This is a genomic window from Halalkalibacter alkaliphilus (assembly GCF_023555415.1).
Classification (GTDB): Bacteria; Bacillota; Bacilli; order Bacillales; family Bacillaceae_D; genus Halalkalibacter; species Halalkalibacter alkaliphilus.
In genome coordinates, this window is record NZ_JAKRYL010000016.1 from 1 (window position 1) to 18,496 (window position 18,496).

An 18,496-nucleotide genomic window follows, 5' to 3' on the forward strand; every position below is an offset into this window, starting at 1 on the left:
TACATACCGTTTCTTTTTTTTCAATCTAAGCGCTAATGGTTGTTTGACGTTTATATCAACGGGTTTAGTTTCGCTATTCGCAATGATTTTTGCCATTATGAGCCCCCCTGTTTATATCAAATATAACTTACAATGCATAAACCATTTACACATAGTAATCTATTTACAATTAGTAAATACTGTATTTCTAGTATACATAGAGAGGTCCCGTTTTTGCAAGCGTTTTCTTTATTTTCAAAAAATAAAAAAGACAAAATTTTAGTTTTTTCTCTCTCTTTTTCATTTGTATTACAAAGTTAATAAATCTAGTTTAAAACTTGGCTACATGATCCTATAAATAGAGGCTCTTTCTTCTTTGCTGAATCATAAAAATGATCAACAATGTCCATCATATAGACACCGTGTTCAGCGGGAGCTATCGGTTCCTCATTAAAGATAATACAGTTTACAAAGTGTTCAAATTCATTCTTATAGAATGTGTTCTTATCTATTTTCGGACTTATATCCACACACGTACCGTTTATTTCAGAATAGATTTGTAAGCTGCCATTTATCAAACTGGCTCCGCCTTTTGTACCAATTAATTCTACGAAGGTTTTCTCTTCTGCTATATTGGCCGCCCAACTAAATTCAAAACTCACTGTACGTCCACCCATAAGATTTAAAAATCCTACGGCACTATCTTCAACATTATAGATTCCGTTAATGCTCCTGCTGTATCCCGGGCGATCTCGGGATAATGTTTTATCGTAGTTTGTAACGGCGGAACCCATTATGTATGATGGATCAGGCATACCCATTAAATACAAGACTAAATCCAAATAATGTACACCTAAATCAATCATCACACCTCCACCAGAAAGCTCCTTATTCGTAAACCATGTCCCCCTGCCTGGTATACCGCTTCTTCTAATCCAACCAGCTTTTGCTTGATAGATCTCTCCTAAAAATCCTTTATCAATATAATCTTTTAAGAATACCGCTTCATTTGTAAATCTATTATTTAATCCAACCATTACCTTTTTCCCTGATTTATTTTTCGCATCCAAAATACGTTTTGCTTCCTTCGCATTGATCGCTAATGGTTTTTCACAATGGACATTTACACCATTCATTAATGCAAAAATCGCTATTTCAGCATGTAACGAATTTGGAGTACAAATGCTGACAATATCTAAATTTTCTTTTCTTATCATTTCAACATAATCATCGTACACATTTTCAATCCCGTATTCACTTCCTACTTTTTTGGCCTTTTCTTTATTTACGTCACATATAGAAACAATTTCAATATTAGGAACATTACTATATCCTGATATATGCTTTCTTTCAGCATTTCTTCCGGCACCAATTAATCCATATCTAAGATTTCTAAACATACTATTTTCCTCCTAAACTAATAAGTTTTTCATATATGAAATTGTATAATTCACACCTTTTTCTCCTAATTCTCCAGTCCAAATGAGGGAATGTGGTTCGATACTAAGCCCTCCATCATATCCTTTTACTCTTAATAGAGAAAGAAAAGTTTTCCAATCTGTCTGATCAAGCCCTGCTGGCGGATCATCTACTCTTTTTCCATCTACCATTAATGAACCTTTTAAATGAACATGTTGGAAACGATCACCCCAGTCCATCGTTTCTTTTAAGTAATCTCCTCCATCATAACGACAGTGTGAAGGATCATATTTGATTCCTAACTCTGTTACATGTCCATGAACCACTTTCCAAGCCTCTGGTGTGTTAACAAAGTTGCCCTTCCGGCAATTATAAGTAGAAACAGTGACATTCTTTGATTTTGCAAATTCAACTAATCTCGATAAAAATCGAATTGCAGCCGTACAATTCTCGTAATAAGAAAGATCGGGAACATAGTTAACCCCGCAAACAAAATTCGAACAATTTAACTCACTTGCTGCATCAATCAATTTAAAACATTTCTCAAGTTCGCTCTCAATTACCTGACCTTTTTGATCAATACGCAAAGATTTCCACCTACCAATGGATCCAACCTGAATGTCATATTGTTCGACCCATTTTTTAAGCTGAAATCGATCGTTATAAAAACCTTCAACATCATGACCATCATTAATACAAAACTCCAAAAATTGAAGTCCTTTGTCCTTTGCACTTTGAAAACTTTCTTCAGTTGGCTTTGCAATGATTCCTAAGTTCATTTTCTGGCACCCTTTCAAAAGTTAAATTCTCATTATTTTTTAGTAATGTTAAATCTAATCTTCTGTTCATTTCTTTTTCAATGAGGTCGATAAAATTTTTATCAACTTCGGTTATTAACGCTTTTTGGTATATTTCAACTAACAGTGTCGTACTAAGGTTTTTCATTAAACTCTCTCCTCACAAAAATCCTATAAATCAATGGTTTATTATTTATAAATGATTTATTTTATGTTAACATTTTTACAGAAATCAATCAACTAATTTTCAGAAAATGATTGATTATTTTCACAAACTTTCTATTAGACCTAACTTGTCCTAATGTATATAAAATTTATTTTTTACCATTAAAAACATCAGCTATATGAGGGAATCCCATTTAACTGATGTTCTTCAAACATTCATGTAGTTACTAAACAATTTTATATATTATTCTTTTTCTAACTTGAGTTCATTTTTGATGAATGCATGATATGCAAAAAACATAATAATAAAGCTTAATAAACTACCACTAAAAAATGGGATTAATCCAGGTATATGATTCATAAGAAACAATACAGCCAAAACTCCTGCACACATTGATACTGTTGAAAAAGGGTTTAGTATCATTAATAAAAATGAGACTTTCAATACTTGTATGAGTTTCATTTCATAATGAATAAAAACTGGAATTACATATAGAAGTGTAAGGGAATACAGAAGACTTACAGTTAAAAGCAAATAATAAAAAATATGTAACCATCCACCTCTAAGTTGATCTATTATTCTTAAATCTATGTATAAAATGACTCCTAAAAACATGATAATAAGTCCTAGAACATTACTTTTTAGAAAATTCGTTTTAAATGCTAACCAAAACGTTTTAAAAACAGGGATATTAACCTCTTTCATGATCCACTTTCTAATGATAGAGAACATGGCAATAGTTGCTGGAAAAAATCCAAAAGCAATTAAACCTACGATGGTAAACAATATCCAGAGAAGATTGACATAAGCAAATTTCATAATCCAATTACAAATTCTATAAATCGCCCACATAACGCCTTCCATGATTCCACCTCTTTTCTACATTTTCACTTTTAAAAAGATAATAAGCTATATTTTTACACCAGTTAAATAGTTTACTTAATGTAAATTATTTAACTATAATTCTATCACACTCGAAACAACCCTTCAATTATCATTTTGATTATTCTGTAAATTAAAAGATAGAAGGTGCATCGCTTAACGAAAGCCTTCTGAATGAAAATATGATTGAAGAACTTGGTACACAGCTTACCATTTATCCCCGTTTAAACTTTTACATTACAGGTCAACAGCACATCTGAACCCCATATTTCCTGTAGAACTATCAGGTGTGTTCTTTGTTCTAGCTGCTACTCTATAACGATTGCAGTACGATTGATGGCAGAGGTACGAGCCACCTTTCATTATTTTTTCAGTTCCATGCTCGGAGCCCTTTGGATTTAGTATAACCTTCTCATTTGGATGAACATTTTGAAACCAATCCGAGCACCATTCCCATACATTTCCTGCTACATTGTACAACCCAAATTCGTTAGGCTGGAATGCATCAACTGGTGCTGTTGTTACGTAGCCATCTTTTGCTGTATTTTTCACTGGGAATTCCCCTTGCCAAATATTACATAGATGTTTTTTCTTATGTGTTAATTTATCGCCCCATGGATACCTTTTTTGAACGAGGCCGCCACGAGCAGCATACTCCCACTCAGCTTCCGTTAATAGCCTTTTTCCTGACCATTTGCAGTAAGCGACAGCATCGTTCCACGATACATGGATAACAGGATGGTTCATTTTATCTTCAATTGTAGAATCTAGCCCTTCTGGTTGTTTCCAACTAGCTCCTTTTACCGCTAGCCACCATGGTGTTTGTTGTGGGGAACCAACCACTTGACGCTTTGCTTCATCTGATATGAATAAATGAAATACAAATGACCAACCGAACTTTTCTGCATCCGTCTTGTAACCGGTCTCTTCAATAAATTCTTTAAAATGTTCGTTTGTAACTGCAAAGCGATCTACGGCAAATGGCTTGACATATACATTCCTAACTGGCCCTTCCCCATCTGCTTCTAATCCATCTTTATCATTTGTTCCCATTAGGAACTCTCCACCAGGAAGTTCGATAAGATTTTCATCATGCCTGCGTTTGGTAGATTTCATAACTATTCTAGGCTCTATTTTTTCCATCATTAGGCTACCATTTAGATTCCGTTTAGCTGAGCAACATGCTTTCTCATTCATACGATCACCTCGTAATTTAATCATTTAACAAAATACAAACTCTGTTATGTAAACCTCTGATTCTTATAATTGTTATTATACTAAAGTTAGATAGGGGGTGTCTCAAGGTCTGTTTCGGCCTTGGACACCCCCTTTGCTTTATTTTATATCTAGTGATGTCCCACTGGACTTTCATACGCCATGAATGAATTGATTCTCGGTCGTTTATTCTTCTCTGCCTTACTCCCAGGGAAAGTAACTTTCAATTCCTCCCCCTCAACTGCAGGGTCCTGCTCTCTCGAAGTCAAAATACTAATTAATTTTTGGCGATACTCTTCTCTTTTTTCAGGTTCTTTTTTGACGAGATTCTTAAGTTCATTAGGATCTTCTTTTATATTGAAAAGTAGCTCATATCCGTCTGTTTCATACCAAATATATTTCCAGTCCCTGTCTGTTACCATTAATGTACGATGACGGTCCCTGCCAAATTCTCCTAATAAAAATTCTCTAACCGATTGAGAAGTGTCTTTCACAAGCGGAAGTAAACTTCTACCATCAATTCCTTCTGGGATCACACCACCGCCAATATCAACGAGTGTTGGCAAAATATCCTGTAAGCCGACCATCGAATGATTTATACTTTCCGCTTTCCATTCCGTTCCTAAACGTTCATCGCCTTGATAAGGAGGCGTAATAATTAATGGAATATTACAAGAGCCTTTTAAGAAAGTAGATTTTGCCCAAAGGTTATGATCACCTAAGTTGTCACCATGATCCGCTGTAAAAACAATCCACGTATTATCTAACATTCCCTCTTCCGATAACGTACCAATGATACGATTAATTTGTCTGTCAATATGTGTAACCGATGCATAAAACGCACGTTTTGCTTGTTCCTTTTGATGTTTTGTCTTCCCTTTTCCAAAAGCTAGACTCATTTGATGATAGATAGGATGTTCCTCAACCCAATCCCCCATCGCAGATTCAGGTATTTCCTCCCCTTCATACACATAAAGATCGTTCATCAATGGTGTTAGTGGTGGATGTGGAGCTGTGAATGAAGTCCATAAAAATAACGGCCTCGTCCAATCACGTCGTTTTATTTGTTTACATGCTTGTTCGCCAATCCACTCTGTTGGATGTAAATGATCTGGTAAATGCCACGGTGAAACCGCATATTCATTCATCGATAGTCCGTGCGCAAATGCTTTTCCTGGATAACCTTGCTCCGCTAACCAAATTTCATAATCGTCGAGTTGCTTGTTTTCACCAAGTAATCTACCTTCCTCACAAAGAAGCATTTCTTCGAAGCCGTAATGTTTTCTTTCTGGATAAACGTGCATCTTTCCAACTACTTTCGTTTGATACCCTGCGTCGCGAAGCTGTTGTGGCAATGTATCTTGAACAGGGAGCTCAAATCCTGCACGATATTCTTTTAACCCTAAACGATCTCCTTCTAGACCTGTCATCATCGTTGCTCGAGCCGGAATACAAACAGGTGTTGGCGAATAAGCCTGGCTAAACCTCACGCCATGCTCTGCTAGTTTATCAATGTGAGGAGTTTGAATCGCCGGATGACCAGCACAACCTAATAAGTCTGCTCTTAAATGGTCACACGTGATAAAAATGATATTGGGCTTTATACTTTTATTATTACTACTCATTTCATCCCTTCTTTCTATTATTCTTTAATTCATTAATGATGGTAAAAACGTAATAATTTGTGGGAACAAAAGAAACAAAGCAATAATCGCAAAATCTGCAAAAATAAAAGGAACCGCACCTTTATAAATGTCCCTAAGATCACTTCCTGGTACTGTCCCTTTAAGAATGAATAAACTCATTCCAAAAGGAGGAGTAACTAGTGCCACTTCCACTAAAAAGACAAGTAACACACCAAACCATATAGGATCGTATCCTAATGCGATGACCGCTGGAAAAATAATAGGAAGTGTCAAGAACATCGCAGAGATCATTTCGATAAACATCCCTAAAATCAAGTACAATAATATGATTCCCAGTATAATAACGATCGGTTCTACTGGTAGAGATACTAAAAACTGTGACAAGGTGGTTGGAATTCGAGAGACGGATAAAAAATAACTAAAAACAAATGCCCCTCCTACCAAAATAAAAATCATACACGTCGTTTTCATCGTTTCAATCATACTGTTCTTCATAATTTCCCATTTGAATCCATGTTTCAATAGGACCATCACGAACACCACAAAGGCCCCCATTCCCCCAGCTTCTGTAGGTGTAAAAATACCGGAGTATAACCCAGCAACAATCGTAAAGACCAATATAGCAAAAGGACCTATCCCTTTTAACGACATCATCTTTTCTTTAAATGTCGTGTTAGGTTGTGCAGGTGCGATGTCTGGTTTTCTTTTTACTAAAATATAAACCAATATCATATAAACTGTGGCTGCGACAATGCCAGGGAGCAGCCCTCCGATCAATAGCTGCCCAATAGACTGTTGTGTAATAATGGCAAAGACAATCATTAATATACTAGGTGGAATCATAACGGCTAATGGGCCAACAGAGGCAACAACACCATAAGCTAACTTTTTATCCACGCCCGTTTTCACCATTTCTGGAAAGGCAATCTTCGATAATGTCGCTGTCGAAGCGGGACCTGAACCTGAAACGGCACCAAACCCTGCTCCTCCAAAAATCGTTACTTGCGCCATTCCACCAGGCAAATGCCCCACCCACTTTTTGGCCGTATCAAATAGTTGAGTGACAATTCCACAATAGTAAGCCAAAAAGCCCATTAGGATAAATAACGGGATTGCCGTAAAATTATAATCAGAAAGAGCTTCATAAAAGGTGTTCCCCATAATAGAAAAGCTAGATCCGGAACCTCTTATTAATGCGAACCCAAGAAACCCAACAAGAATCATAACAAAACCAACAGGAACCCTTAAAAAAACAAGGATCACCATGACTATTAAACCTAGTACTCCGATAAGCTGTGGATCAAGATTCATACCCTTTCCCCCCTTATGTAAGTAATAAACAAACTACGAAACCAACTGTTCGTCTTGCTTCTTTTTGTTTTCTTCTTTGACAAAGAGACATACGAATATATCGAGCAATAACCTTATACAAAGAGTCGCCATTCCTAATGTAATAAAGGCTTTAGAAGGCCATAGAGGCAGTTTTAATAAACTATTCGCATTATAATCTTGATTAACAAAGGAGGACCACGCCTGTAATCCGCTTTGCCACGCAATGATTCCAATCACAAACAACCCTACACCATACCCCAACAAGTGAAAAAATTTCTGGAATTTCTCAGGCAAATAGTCGGTCACCACTTCAACTGTGATATTCCCCTTTTGACCTTGAACATAGGAAAATCCTAGAGCAACTAATGCCACAAAACATTGAACAACCATTTCATAAACACCGACAATAGGAGCACCAAAAACATTTCTCATAAAAATATTAATGGTGATTAGAAACATAATAAAAAACACGAGAAATCCACCAATAAGTAAAAAGGTAAGCTCTAGTTTCATAAACGATCTGTTGATTGTGTTAAGCACTTTTCCCATTTATAGAACCCCTTCCTTTACCACACTCTTTATTCTATATATAGTTCTCAAGGTAAGCTGTATTAGAAGCAGCTTACCTTAAGAGATGAATCTATTACTTAAATGGGTTTTCTTGTTCGTATTTCTCAACTAGTTCTTTATACGTATTTAAAACATCTTCACCAGGTAATCCCTTGTCTTCTTGCTCTTTGATCCATTCATCCCAGACATGTGTTGTAATAATATCCATCATAAAATTCAAATCCTCTTCAGTTGGCTCCACAATGGTCCCACCTGCTTCAATGAATTTCTCTTCATACTCTTCTTCCGTCACTTGATAGAGCGTGTGGAACGATTCAGGCTGAAATTCCTCTTTTACTTCCTCAATAACCGCTTGAAGATCGGCAGGTAAACTGTCCCAAACCGTTTTATTCATCGTATACAGACCCGTTGTCGTTCCCATCGGTAATTTCCATGCATGTTTGGCAGATTCATGAAGACCGAAACTCATTGCTCCTTGAGCGGAGAAAAGCACAGTATCAACAATCCCTCTCGTTAATGCATCATACGCATCAGTTAAATTCATGCCAACTGGAACCATCCCTAACTCTCCTGCTATTTTTGCTTGAGTTGGAGAATTCGTAAGAACCTGTTGTCCTTTCAAATCATCGAAACTAGTTAGAGAATCTGTTGAAATGAAATACATAGGAGGAGCTCCAAAGTTCCCAATGTTTACATTTCCATGATTCTCAAGTTCTTGGTTCACTTCAGGAATTAGTTGGCGAAGCTCATTTGACGCTTTAACCGCAGTCCATGCATTTTCATGTAACCCAGGATTTGAAGCAATCGTATTTAACGGTAGCTTCCCAGATTGCCATGAAGGAAACACAACAGCAACGTCAGCTATTCCATTGCCAACCGCATCAATTACGTCAAAACCATCAGACAAACCACCATTGTAATAACGTTCAAATTCAATTTGTCCTTCACTTCTCTCCTCGATTTCATCCAAATACGCATCCCATGCTAGAGTTAAAGGAATACCAGGAGGGGAATGGGTACTAGCTATTAAGTTTATGGTTTCCCTAGATTCAGCTTCTTGACCAGGATTCTCTTCGCTAGTCGTCGTCTCTGTGTTTGTGCTTGATGAACAACCGATTAACCCAAAAAGCGCCAATGAAAGAATAAGACTTTTAGATAGTTTTTTCATACATATAACCCCTTTTTTATTATTTTTTGATAACGCTTTCAATTAATCTTATAAAAGAAAACCCTTTCATACCTATTTAACTACTCACATCCTTTTTTAATTTATAAGTTTATTGTAAATTCAATTATCAATATCGTCTTTGACGAATTTTCTGAATTCTTAGCATATTTTATTCTCTCTTTATCTATCTTCTAATACGAGTAGCTTTCGCTTTCTAGTAACAACAAAAAAGGTGTAAATCACCTAAGGCAGACGCTAAAGTGAATTACACCATCATTCATTTAATTTTATTTAGATTCAGTTCCAGCCATAGTTTTATTCAACTGCTGGTATGCTTCATTTATTTCAGTTATAATTTCTTTACCTCCAGTAGATTTCCACTCTTCAACAGCCTTTTCAATTGCTTCCATCGGCTCTTCCCCTTTAATAACGTTCACCATAGTTTCCATCCACCGGTTATTAATAGTCGTACCAATAGTAATTTCTGTTTTAGAAACAAGCCCAACAGCAGGATTGTTCACGAGATATTTTTCGTTATTTTTAGTAAAGGAATGAAGAGCAGCAGCTTCCTCCGCATCTGTCGTTTTCAGGATCATATACTTAGGATCATTCCGCCTTAAAAAAGAAAAAAGCAATTGAGACGGGGCATCTTTGGCTGCAGCTTCAAGGGACTGATAGTTATCATCTGAAATTCTCGCATAGTGAATTCCTTCAATCCCATGACTTAACAAATCATGCCCCTCATCTGAAAGCATATAATCTAACATTCCTAATATTTTTTCCTGTTTTTTTAAATCGATATTTGCATTAATCACAATTTTATGTTTTCCTGTCCTTGCAAAAATTCCACGTTCCTGATTTGGCCCAATTAAGGGAGAGAGCTGGACTAGTTCTGCTTCTGGTGAATTTCTTACTAATGCTGGTATGGAAACGGTATGAAAAAGCCGAGCAATTCCTAATTGATTTCCTTGTAGCATCCGATAAGAATCATTATCTAAGTTGTAAAGAAAATCTGGATCAAGTACTCCCTCAGCATAGGCTTTTCTTAAAAAGCCAATAAAATCTTTTATCTCGTTCGTTTGGATTTGCATCGGAAATAGCTTTCCATTATCATCTATCCCCCAACCATTAACTAGTCCAAATCCCGCCATGAAAAACAAAGCTGTATCTCCAAAACCAAAATTCCCCATAGGATTAATATCTAGTGTAAAGCCGATTGTATCTTGATTACCTGAATTATTTGGGTCTTCGTTTACAAATACTTTAGCAACTTCGTAAAACTCGTCAACAGTTTCAGGCATCTCCAATCCAAGAGTGTCTAACCAGTCTTTACGAATAACAATTGATTCTAAAACCTCTGGAATATATACTGGAAAACCAAAGTATTGATCCTCAGGATTGTAGAGCTGATAAGCTGTTTCAGGGATATATGTAAAAAGATTAGGATAGTCGCTAATATAAGGTTTCACATCCATAAAAACACCGCGATCACGCCATCGTAGAAACTGGTCATTTGTCACAAAAAACACATCAGGAAATTTATTAGAAGCTGCAGCAACATTTAACTTTTCTTCGTAGATTGGCGTGGGAACCCACTCAATATTCAACTCCATCCCTAAACGTTTATTTAATTCTTGTATGACAGGATGATTGGAATTCCACCCTCCTGATGTATAGCTCCTAATCATTATGTTGATTGTTGTTTTTTCATCCACTTCATCTTCGGTTCTATTATCCAACCATGAGCATCCGATCAGATTACTTATTAAAACTAAGATACAAAAAGAAGACAACCATTTCTGCATTTTGATTATCCTCCTTCTCCAAATTTTTACAACCAAACGATTTACTTACAAGTTATTCGACGGACCGCTAGATTGGCAAACGAACGAAAACAACGGTTTCTTCATCGTGGTTGGCTGCAATACTTACCCCGTATTGCTTGCCATACTTAAGTACAATTCGACAATGCACATTGGCAATTCCTAAACTTTGTTGCTTACGGTATTCCTCATGTACATTATCTGTAATAGAAGAAATTTTTCTATTCAGTATTTCGATTTTCTTATCATCTATTTTTAAACCTGTATTCGTAATTTTGATGACCAACTCCCCATCTTCGTCATGTGCCGAAACAATAATTGACCCTTTTCCATCATTTGGTTCAATTGCATATTTGATCGCATTTTCCACAAGAGGCTGAATCATCAATTTTATGACAGTACACTCTAAAAATTTGTCGTCTACATTTATTTGACTATGAAAAGTAACAGGAAACCTTACTTGAATAAGTGCTAAATAATGTTTGAGATGTTCCAGTTCCTCCCTAAGTGTAACTACTTTCGTTACATTTTTCGCTGTGTAACGATAGAAGTCAGCTAAATTGCGAGACATTGTAACGATTTGAGAAACATCTTCCATATAAGCAATACTTTTTATGATATCCAAAGAATTGTAGAGAAAGTGTGGATCTATTTGATTTTGTAACGCTTGAATAATCGCTTCCTTTTCTCTTAATAATAGATTTGCTTCCCTTAATTCCAAGGAAGTAACATTACTAAGTAATTCATCAATTTGTTCAACCATATTATTAAAACTGCGATTTAAATGAAAAATTTCGTCATTGCCAGACATTTCTGGTGCACGAACATGTAAATCTCCTTTTTCTACACGTAACATAAATTGTTTCAAATCTAAAATAGGCTTTACAAAACGATTTGTAATCCAAGGAACAATGATCACAATACTTACAACAATGATGAGAAGTGTTATTAAGATGATATTAGGTGTATTTTGCATAGCAGAAGCCATTTTATCTAATGGTACCGTGTATACAAAAGTCCAACCTGTTGATTCTGACTTAGAAATAGAGACTAGCTGCCTCTGACCGTACACGTTTTGAATCGAGGCTTTTTCTTCAGAGGATAAATTAAATTCGACGAGATCTGTCTCGGATCGTGAAATTCCAAGCCAATCATAGTTTTCGTGATAAACAATCAAATCATCTTCAGAAATAGCAAAAAAACTACCTTCAGAAACTAAATTGGCATTATCAAATATTCTTTCCAATTCATTTAGTTCAAGATCAATCACTAGCTTACCAAGCAACTCTAATGTAACTATACTATAGACGGGAACCTCGATTGACACGACCCGAACGTCGTTAACAATCGGATAATTAATAATATGTGTCGGTAATACCCTTATATCATGATGAAAAGAGTTACTGTACCAGGGCTCCCCTGTATAGGAATGATTCCCTGATAACGGGAGGTTTGTCATTTCAAGAACTTTCAAGTCAGTAGTAACTAAAAACATCCCCACAATTTCAGGATAATTTAAGGCAATATTTTTTCTCAGTTCATTTTGGATTGAATCGATTTCACTTGTACTAAATTCTCGTTCATTTTTCATCCATGATTGTAACAGGTCACCAGTCAACAAGGACGATGTTGATTTGCCTAATTGAACCATATAAAATTCAATATGTTGATTTAAGCGTAATGTTGCTTCATTCGAAAGTCGGTAAAAATCATGTTTTACACTTTGAGTATAATTCACATAAGAAATGGAAGCCATTAAAAAAACAGACAGTAAGGCTACTGTAAAAAAAGCAACAATTAATTTCGTTTTTATTGATAGTTGTTGGTGTAACTTGTAAAAGAGATCTTTCATAAGTTCATAATCTTCCTATATTCTTTTGGGGAATACCCATTTATCTGCTTAAATACCCGATTGAAATGAGGTGGTGAAATAAATCCAACCATTTCAGCTATTTCGTAGATTTTCAAATCATTTTCCGTAAGTAATTCCTTCGCTTTGTTTATTCTTACTGTATTTAAATAGTTTACAAACGTTTGTCCAGTATGTTTTTTAAAAAGCAGACTAAAATGGGACACACTTATATTAAAGCGATCTGTTACGTCCATCATACTCAAGTCTTTATAGTAATTTTGTTGTAAGAATTCACACGCATTTCGAATAACGCTTCTTGAATCATTTTTAAGAAGATCTGTTGAACACTTCATCCATTGTTCAAGTAATTGCTGAAAATGACTACGCACGCCTTCCTTCTCCACATCACATAAAATCTTTCGTTCAAAGTCTGGAAAAATACTCACAATTAGGTCGTTCATTTTGCCTGAGAATATTTTCAATAATACATGACGCTCACCAACACTGAGAGTTTTTGTATCATAGAGAGATTTGATTAGTTTCAAAAGTTCCTTCAAAAAATCATGACCACTATGATCTTGTATTTGATTTATAAACTCTTGAATTTCTAATAGAAAAGCATGCATAGTATGGTGATATTTCAACCGATCTATAGTACCCTTTAACGCATTGAGAACCTCTGATTCAATAACTGGTTTAAGTAAAAAATCAGAGACGCCGTAGCGGATTGCTTGTTGCGCATATTCAAACTGATCATAACCAGTGACAATAATCGGGATGATAGGCAAATTACGCTCTTTAATTTCCTGAACAAGCCACAGTCCATCTTTTTTAGGCATCTTGATATCAGTTATCACAATGGTTGGCCATACCTCAAATATTAAATCAAGAGCTTCTTCGCCATTTCCAGCTTCTGCGACTACTTCATAACCACCGTCTATACTTTCTACCATTTTTACCATTGCTCCACGAATCCACTGTTCATCCTCGACAACCATTACTTGATACATTTTCATCACCACACATTATAGAAATTGCGAGAAATAAGGAAAAACTAACAGTAAGCGTTTTCATTCTTAGGTTGGAAAGCATCTACACTACTCGTTGAATAAGTAAATGATACTCTTATTTTTGTGATACTAAAATTTATTATAGCATAATAAATTTTAGAAAAATCAGCAAATTAATTATTTAGTCCTATCATAGACCTTCCTATTCTATTTAACGCTCTGCTACCTCCCCCACAGACTTAATCCTTAGTCATGTTTGATTCTACACATACTTCACTAGTTTCCCTTGTTAACGTTTTGTAAAAACCTCAAGGAAACCAATACTCTATAATTTAGAGAACTGGTTTCCTTAATCTTTACAATCTAGTTACTAATCTTTTAGATGTGAACGAAAGGTCTAGCCATCATTCAACTACAAACGTTGAGACCAATTCCTCACTATTTTTGAAACCGATTCTAACTGCTTTTGCCCGAATCGTCATTTTTCCCTTTTCAAGAGTAAGTGGCCCTTGATAAATTTTCAAACGTGGGGCGGGACCTTCTTCGGTTGTATAAATGATTGTAGCACCTAATGTCGCACTATAAAGCATAATGGCACATGAAAATGACCGCCATTTATCACCTCTACACCTGGAAAACGATCATTAATCGGAATAAATAGCGGGTCTACTGTCCCATGCCGAAAGAGGAGTTTCAAACTGATAATCCGTTTTAAAATTATTCGTACAATAATATCCATCATTCGTAAATATTCCGTGAACGTTTTTACATACGCTGGAGGGACTACTGTATATGGGGTTGGTAATTCTGGCGTGAATTCATTTTCATGCGTTGTCCGCATTTGATGAGCCCCAATATATGTCGGATAATTGGAAATTTGGAGATAATAAATGTATAAAAAACACCAACTGCTAAGTGTGTTGGACTATTACAACCTAAGCTGCTCCTGCCCCTACATCTTTTTTCGTACTAAGCTGGACTTTATAATAAAAGAACGTTGCTACCACTACGATCCCTGCACAAACGAGATACATCATTTGATAATTTGTATAAAAAGCAACAATACCGAGTAAGACGGCTCCTACTCCCATACCGATATCAAAAAATAAATAGAATGTCGAAGTGGCCACACCTCTCCTTTCACTTGGAGAAGAGGCCGTAACAAGTGTAATAAAGCTTGGTTGAAGGGTCCCATAGCCTATGCCTATGACTGCCCCCATCGCAAGAAATGCAAATGGACTTTGTACAAAACTTAAGCCTACCCACCCTAAAAAATAGATAACAAGAGACGGATACACAACATAATTTGCACCAAATTTATCAAAGATCCTTCCTGTAAAGCTGCGTGTCGCAATCAACATAACCGCATACATCACAAAAAAATAACCAGCAATATTCCCCAGCCCAAGACTCTCAGCATAAATAGGAACATAAGATTGAATCGTCGATTGTGCTAATATTAAAACAAAGCAAACAAATGCGATTGGTAATGCCTTTTTTTCAATCATGCTTTCCCATTTTAATTTCCGCTTAGTCTTGTCAAAATTAGGAACAGGAACTTCCTCTACTTTCGCCATTTTTGCAAATAGAAAAGCTGCAATTGTATAAACTGAACAAATAGCAAACAGGACAGTGAAGTTATATGTTGAAACAATCATTAATCCTATTAATGGCCCTAACACCATGGATAAGCTCATAGATAAGGTAAAGTAACTGATTCCTTCCCCTTTTCGGCTAGCTGACGGGATCTCTGATGCGATGGCCATTGTAGCAGTGGACACCATTCCAAATGCAGCACCATGTAAAATGCGTAATACTAATAGAAGAAAAATACTATTAATACCTAAATACGCTATGTTTGTAATAGCAAATAAAAGTAAGGAAGCGATTAAGATTTTCTTCTTCCCTAATTCATCTATCCACTTCCCTGCAAAAAATCTTACGAAGATAGCCCCTAGCGTAAAAGCCATTAACGTGAGCCCTATCTCTTTTTCACTTTGTTTTAATACATTAATAACATAAAGCGGCAACGTCGTGATTAACGTGTTGACTGTCATAAACAGAAAAAAATTACATAAACACATGCCAATAAAATCGCGATTCCATAACGGTACTTGTTTTTCCATTTCCTCTCCACCCTCAAACGTATTTCTATCGTTACGTCCTAAGTAGAAAAAACTTTCCAAAGGAAAGCAACGTTCCTTTGGAAAGTCCCTGACGGATTCTAAACGTCTACGTGTTACTTACCAGCTTTTTCATGAATACTATCAAACTGTGCTGTATTAAAGATGTTATGCTCTGACCACGCATCGTTTGGATTCTCTTCTACTGGCCATAATTTCGGTCCATAATCCGGCGCAAAGTATAATGGTGAACCTCCATAAATTTCAACGCGGTTTCCACCTGGTTCAATTGCATACGTCGTGAACGCCTCACCTAATGCATGTTTAAACGGTTTCATTTCTAATCGGTAGCCATTGTCTACCACATAGTCAGCTGTTTCTAGTACTTGATCACGATTTTCTACCGCGTAACAAATATGATTTAAGTTTCCATGTTCCTTTTTAAAGTCAGCAAACATTGCTACTTCATGGTTCAAACTAGATACGGCTAGAATGGAACCAACTTCTGTTCCATTTGGCAGAACGACACCTTCATTGTATTTAAATCCGAGCTCTTGATAATATTGATTGTGACGAGAGACATCACTGCTCCAAAGCGTAACATGGTCTAAACGTCTTACGGATGCACCGCGGCTTGGATTTTTTTGTGGACGAGAGCGCCATTTACTTTGCTTCTCCTCTGGAATGACAGCTAAATCAACATCCCAGAAAATTTCTTCTAAATGGCCTTCTGGTGATAAAAATTGATATGCTCTTCCATGTCCAAGGTCGCCTTCAATCCAGCCTTTTCCATATCCTTTGCTTTCAATGAACTGAACAGCTTCTTGCAAATCTTCTTCACTTTCTGCACGCCAGCCAATATGTCCAAGTCCATGTGTTGATCCTTCTGTTATCTTCAAGCTATGGTGGAAAAACTCTCCCCATGCACGAAGGTATACTGAATTTCCTAATCTACCTGATTCTTCTAAGCCTAAAATCTCTTTGAAAAAAGTTACAGACTCTTCTAGTTTTGGACTATAAATTTCTAAGTGTGCTAATTGTGAGATAAAATGATTTCTTTTTGGCATGATCATTCCTCCGATTTTCGAATTATTTATATTAGACAAGTTTTGCCCTATTTTTCTATTAATCTTAAATTTAATACGCCTCTGCCATCTTAATAGTCGTTTCATCAATCAGCTGATTCATATTGCATTCTTTTGGCAGCTTTCCTTCACTCATTAACAATTCCCATTCAACTAATGTATTCGAAGTCTCGACAATTAATTTGCAGCGTTCAAAACGTCTTTCCGAAAAAGTGGTAAAGGCCTCCTCTAAAGGTAAGTCTTGTTTTAATAATTCGGCAAGTACAACTCCGTCTTCGATTGCAATCGCTGCTCCCATTGCCATATGAGGTGTAGTAGCATGGGCTGCGTCTCCAATAATTAAGACACGTCCACGATTCCATGGTTTATCCAAAAGGAGTGTTGATATGGGACGGTATACCACTCCTTTCGGGTCTACAATCTGATCTCGTAACTCAGAGATAAACCCACCGAACTCCTCTAATGTTTCTTTCATTAACACATGAAGCTGATCTTCAGGCTTCCATGAATTGTCAGGTTCTTTCGTTACAACAAATACATAAACAGTATCTTCTGACATCGGCACGATACCTGCTTTGTTTTTCTTTCCAAAATACATCTGTAACGCATCAGGCATATCTTTTGGACGGTTCATCTTATATCTCCATACGGCTTGACCTACGAATTTCGGTTTCAATTCTCCAAATACCAAATTTCGAACTTTAGAATTAATCCCATCAGCTCCAACAACAAGATCGTAGTCACCGATAGAACCATCCGTAAACTCAACATAGACGGCATCTTCATTTTCTTGAATCACATCTACGGTAAGACCTAATCGAATGGTCACACCCTTTTTTATTGCTTCAGCGTATAAAATATTGTGTAACTCTTTTCTCGATATTCCACAATTTATTTTATGCTTTCCAGCTTGTTGAGCTGGGAGTTCATGAAAAGCATGCCCTTGGGGACTACACATTTGTAATCGTTCATAAGACTTTCCACGAGCTATCACCTCATCAAGTACCCCAATATCATCTAAAACACGAACAGCATTCGATTGTAAAATAACACCAACACCATAAACATCATATTCTTTTTGAATTTCAACAATTTCTGTCTTGATGCCAACATTCTCTAAAGCAATAGCTGTTGATAACCCTCCAATGCCCCCTCCAACGATTAAAACCTTTTTCACGTTTGCCATAAATATCCTCCCTTTCCTTATCTAAGTCGTTTCTCATTTTCTTTTTGAAAAAATTAGGTAAGTTTTTAGCGAGCACTTACAAAATGATTCGTGTGGTATAATCTGTTAATCACTTCCTTTAGGTAATTACTTAAAGCGGTTACAAAAATATCTTAATTCAATGAGCTAGGATATTAGTCCTTATTGGCTCCATCCACTTACTCAATTCAATGCAAGGATCATGCCAACTTTTTAAAGCCGTAT

The 18,496-nt window shown here is 36.3% G+C and carries 17 protein-coding genes; all 17 read right to left on the reverse strand.

From position 1 onward, the window contains the following. Nucleotides 1-305: 305 nt before the first annotated feature. The 17 genes from MF646_RS15155 to MF646_RS15235 all read right to left on the reverse strand — a co-directional run bounded on the left by MF646_RS15155 (nt 306) and on the right by MF646_RS15235 (nt 18,253). Entirely contained in the window at nt 306-1,379 is a 1,074-nt protein-coding gene (locus MF646_RS15155) for a Gfo/Idh/MocA family protein (RefSeq protein WP_250097359.1), read from the reverse strand. Between the two features lie 12 nt (nt 1,380-1,391). Beyond that, nucleotides 1,392-2,177 carry a sugar phosphate isomerase/epimerase family protein gene (locus MF646_RS15160; RefSeq protein ID WP_250097360.1) on the reverse strand — a complete coding sequence of 262 codons (786 nt, stop codon included), beginning with the start codon at nt 2,175-2,177 and terminating at the stop codon, nt 1,392-1,394. Continuing rightward, nucleotides 2,146-2,343 carry a sporulation histidine kinase inhibitor Sda gene (gene sda, locus MF646_RS23505; protein WP_420842517.1) on the reverse strand — a complete coding sequence of 66 codons (198 nt, stop codon included), beginning with the start codon at nt 2,341-2,343 and terminating at the stop codon, nt 2,146-2,148. Before sda ends, MF646_RS15160 begins: the two co-directional genes overlap by 32 nt. A gap of 261 nt (nt 2,344-2,604) precedes the next feature. Further along, nucleotides 2,605-3,225 carry a YesL family protein gene (locus tag MF646_RS15170; protein WP_250097361.1) on the reverse strand — a complete coding sequence of 207 codons (621 nt, stop codon included), beginning with the start codon at nt 3,223-3,225 and terminating at the stop codon, nt 2,605-2,607. A 255-nt stretch (nt 3,226-3,480) separates the two neighbouring features. Further along, entirely contained in the window at nt 3,481-4,440 is a 960-nt protein-coding gene (locus tag MF646_RS15175; protein WP_420842518.1) for a formylglycine-generating enzyme family protein, read from the reverse strand. Between the two features lie 149 nt (nt 4,441-4,589). Further along, entirely contained in the window at nt 4,590-6,083 is a 1,494-nt protein-coding gene (locus MF646_RS15180) for a sulfatase-like hydrolase/transferase (RefSeq protein ID WP_250097362.1), read from the reverse strand. A gap of 24 nt (nt 6,084-6,107) precedes the next feature. Continuing rightward, nucleotides 6,108-7,415, reverse strand: coding sequence for a TRAP transporter large permease (locus tag MF646_RS15185; protein WP_250097363.1), 1,308 nt, complete (start codon nt 7,413-7,415; stop codon nt 6,108-6,110). A 33-nt stretch (nt 7,416-7,448) separates the two neighbouring features. Next, nucleotides 7,449-7,985 carry a TRAP transporter small permease gene (locus tag MF646_RS15190; protein ID WP_250097364.1) on the reverse strand — a complete coding sequence of 179 codons (537 nt, stop codon included), beginning with the start codon at nt 7,983-7,985 and terminating at the stop codon, nt 7,449-7,451. 94 nt (nt 7,986-8,079) lie between these two features. Then, nucleotides 8,080-9,174 (reverse strand): TRAP transporter substrate-binding protein DctP, encoded by a 1,095-nt coding sequence (gene dctP, locus MF646_RS15195; RefSeq protein WP_250097365.1) that lies wholly within the window; start codon nt 9,172-9,174, stop codon nt 8,080-8,082. Nucleotides 9,175-9,461: 287 nt separating this feature from the next. After that, nucleotides 9,462-10,979 carry an extracellular solute-binding protein gene (locus MF646_RS15200; RefSeq protein ID WP_250097366.1) on the reverse strand — a complete coding sequence of 506 codons (1,518 nt, stop codon included), beginning with the start codon at nt 10,977-10,979 and terminating at the stop codon, nt 9,462-9,464. A 67-nt stretch (nt 10,980-11,046) separates the two neighbouring features. Beyond that, nucleotides 11,047-12,849, reverse strand: a complete 1,803-nt coding sequence (locus MF646_RS15205) for a sensor histidine kinase (RefSeq protein WP_250097367.1) — start codon at nt 12,847-12,849, stop codon at nt 11,047-11,049. Then, nucleotides 12,846-13,859 carry a response regulator gene (locus MF646_RS15210; RefSeq protein ID WP_250097368.1) on the reverse strand — a complete coding sequence of 338 codons (1,014 nt, stop codon included), beginning with the start codon at nt 13,857-13,859 and terminating at the stop codon, nt 12,846-12,848. The genes MF646_RS15205 and MF646_RS15210 overlap by 4 nt, the downstream gene beginning before the upstream one ends. A gap of 404 nt (nt 13,860-14,263) precedes the next feature. Next, entirely contained in the window at nt 14,264-14,449 is a 186-nt protein-coding gene (locus MF646_RS15215; protein ID WP_250097369.1) for an FN3 associated domain-containing protein, read from the reverse strand. Beyond that, nucleotides 14,428-14,700 (reverse strand): hypothetical protein, encoded by a 273-nt coding sequence (locus MF646_RS15220; protein WP_250097370.1) that lies wholly within the window; start codon nt 14,698-14,700, stop codon nt 14,428-14,430. Before MF646_RS15220 ends, MF646_RS15215 begins: the two co-directional genes overlap by 22 nt. Before the next feature lie 94 nt (nt 14,701-14,794). Beyond that, a complete protein-coding gene (locus MF646_RS15225) occupies nt 14,795-15,985 on the reverse strand; it encodes an MFS transporter (RefSeq protein WP_250097371.1) in 1,191 nt (396 codons plus the stop codon). A 113-nt stretch (nt 15,986-16,098) separates the two neighbouring features. Further along, complete coding sequence (locus MF646_RS15230) at nt 16,099-17,049, reverse strand: VOC family protein (RefSeq protein WP_250097372.1); 951 nt, start codon at nt 17,047-17,049, stop codon at nt 16,099-16,101. 70 nt (nt 17,050-17,119) lie between these two features. Next, nucleotides 17,120-18,253, reverse strand: coding sequence for an FAD-dependent monooxygenase (locus tag MF646_RS15235; RefSeq protein WP_250097373.1), 1,134 nt, complete (start codon nt 18,251-18,253; stop codon nt 17,120-17,122). Between the last annotated feature and the right edge of the window lie 243 nt (nt 18,254-18,496).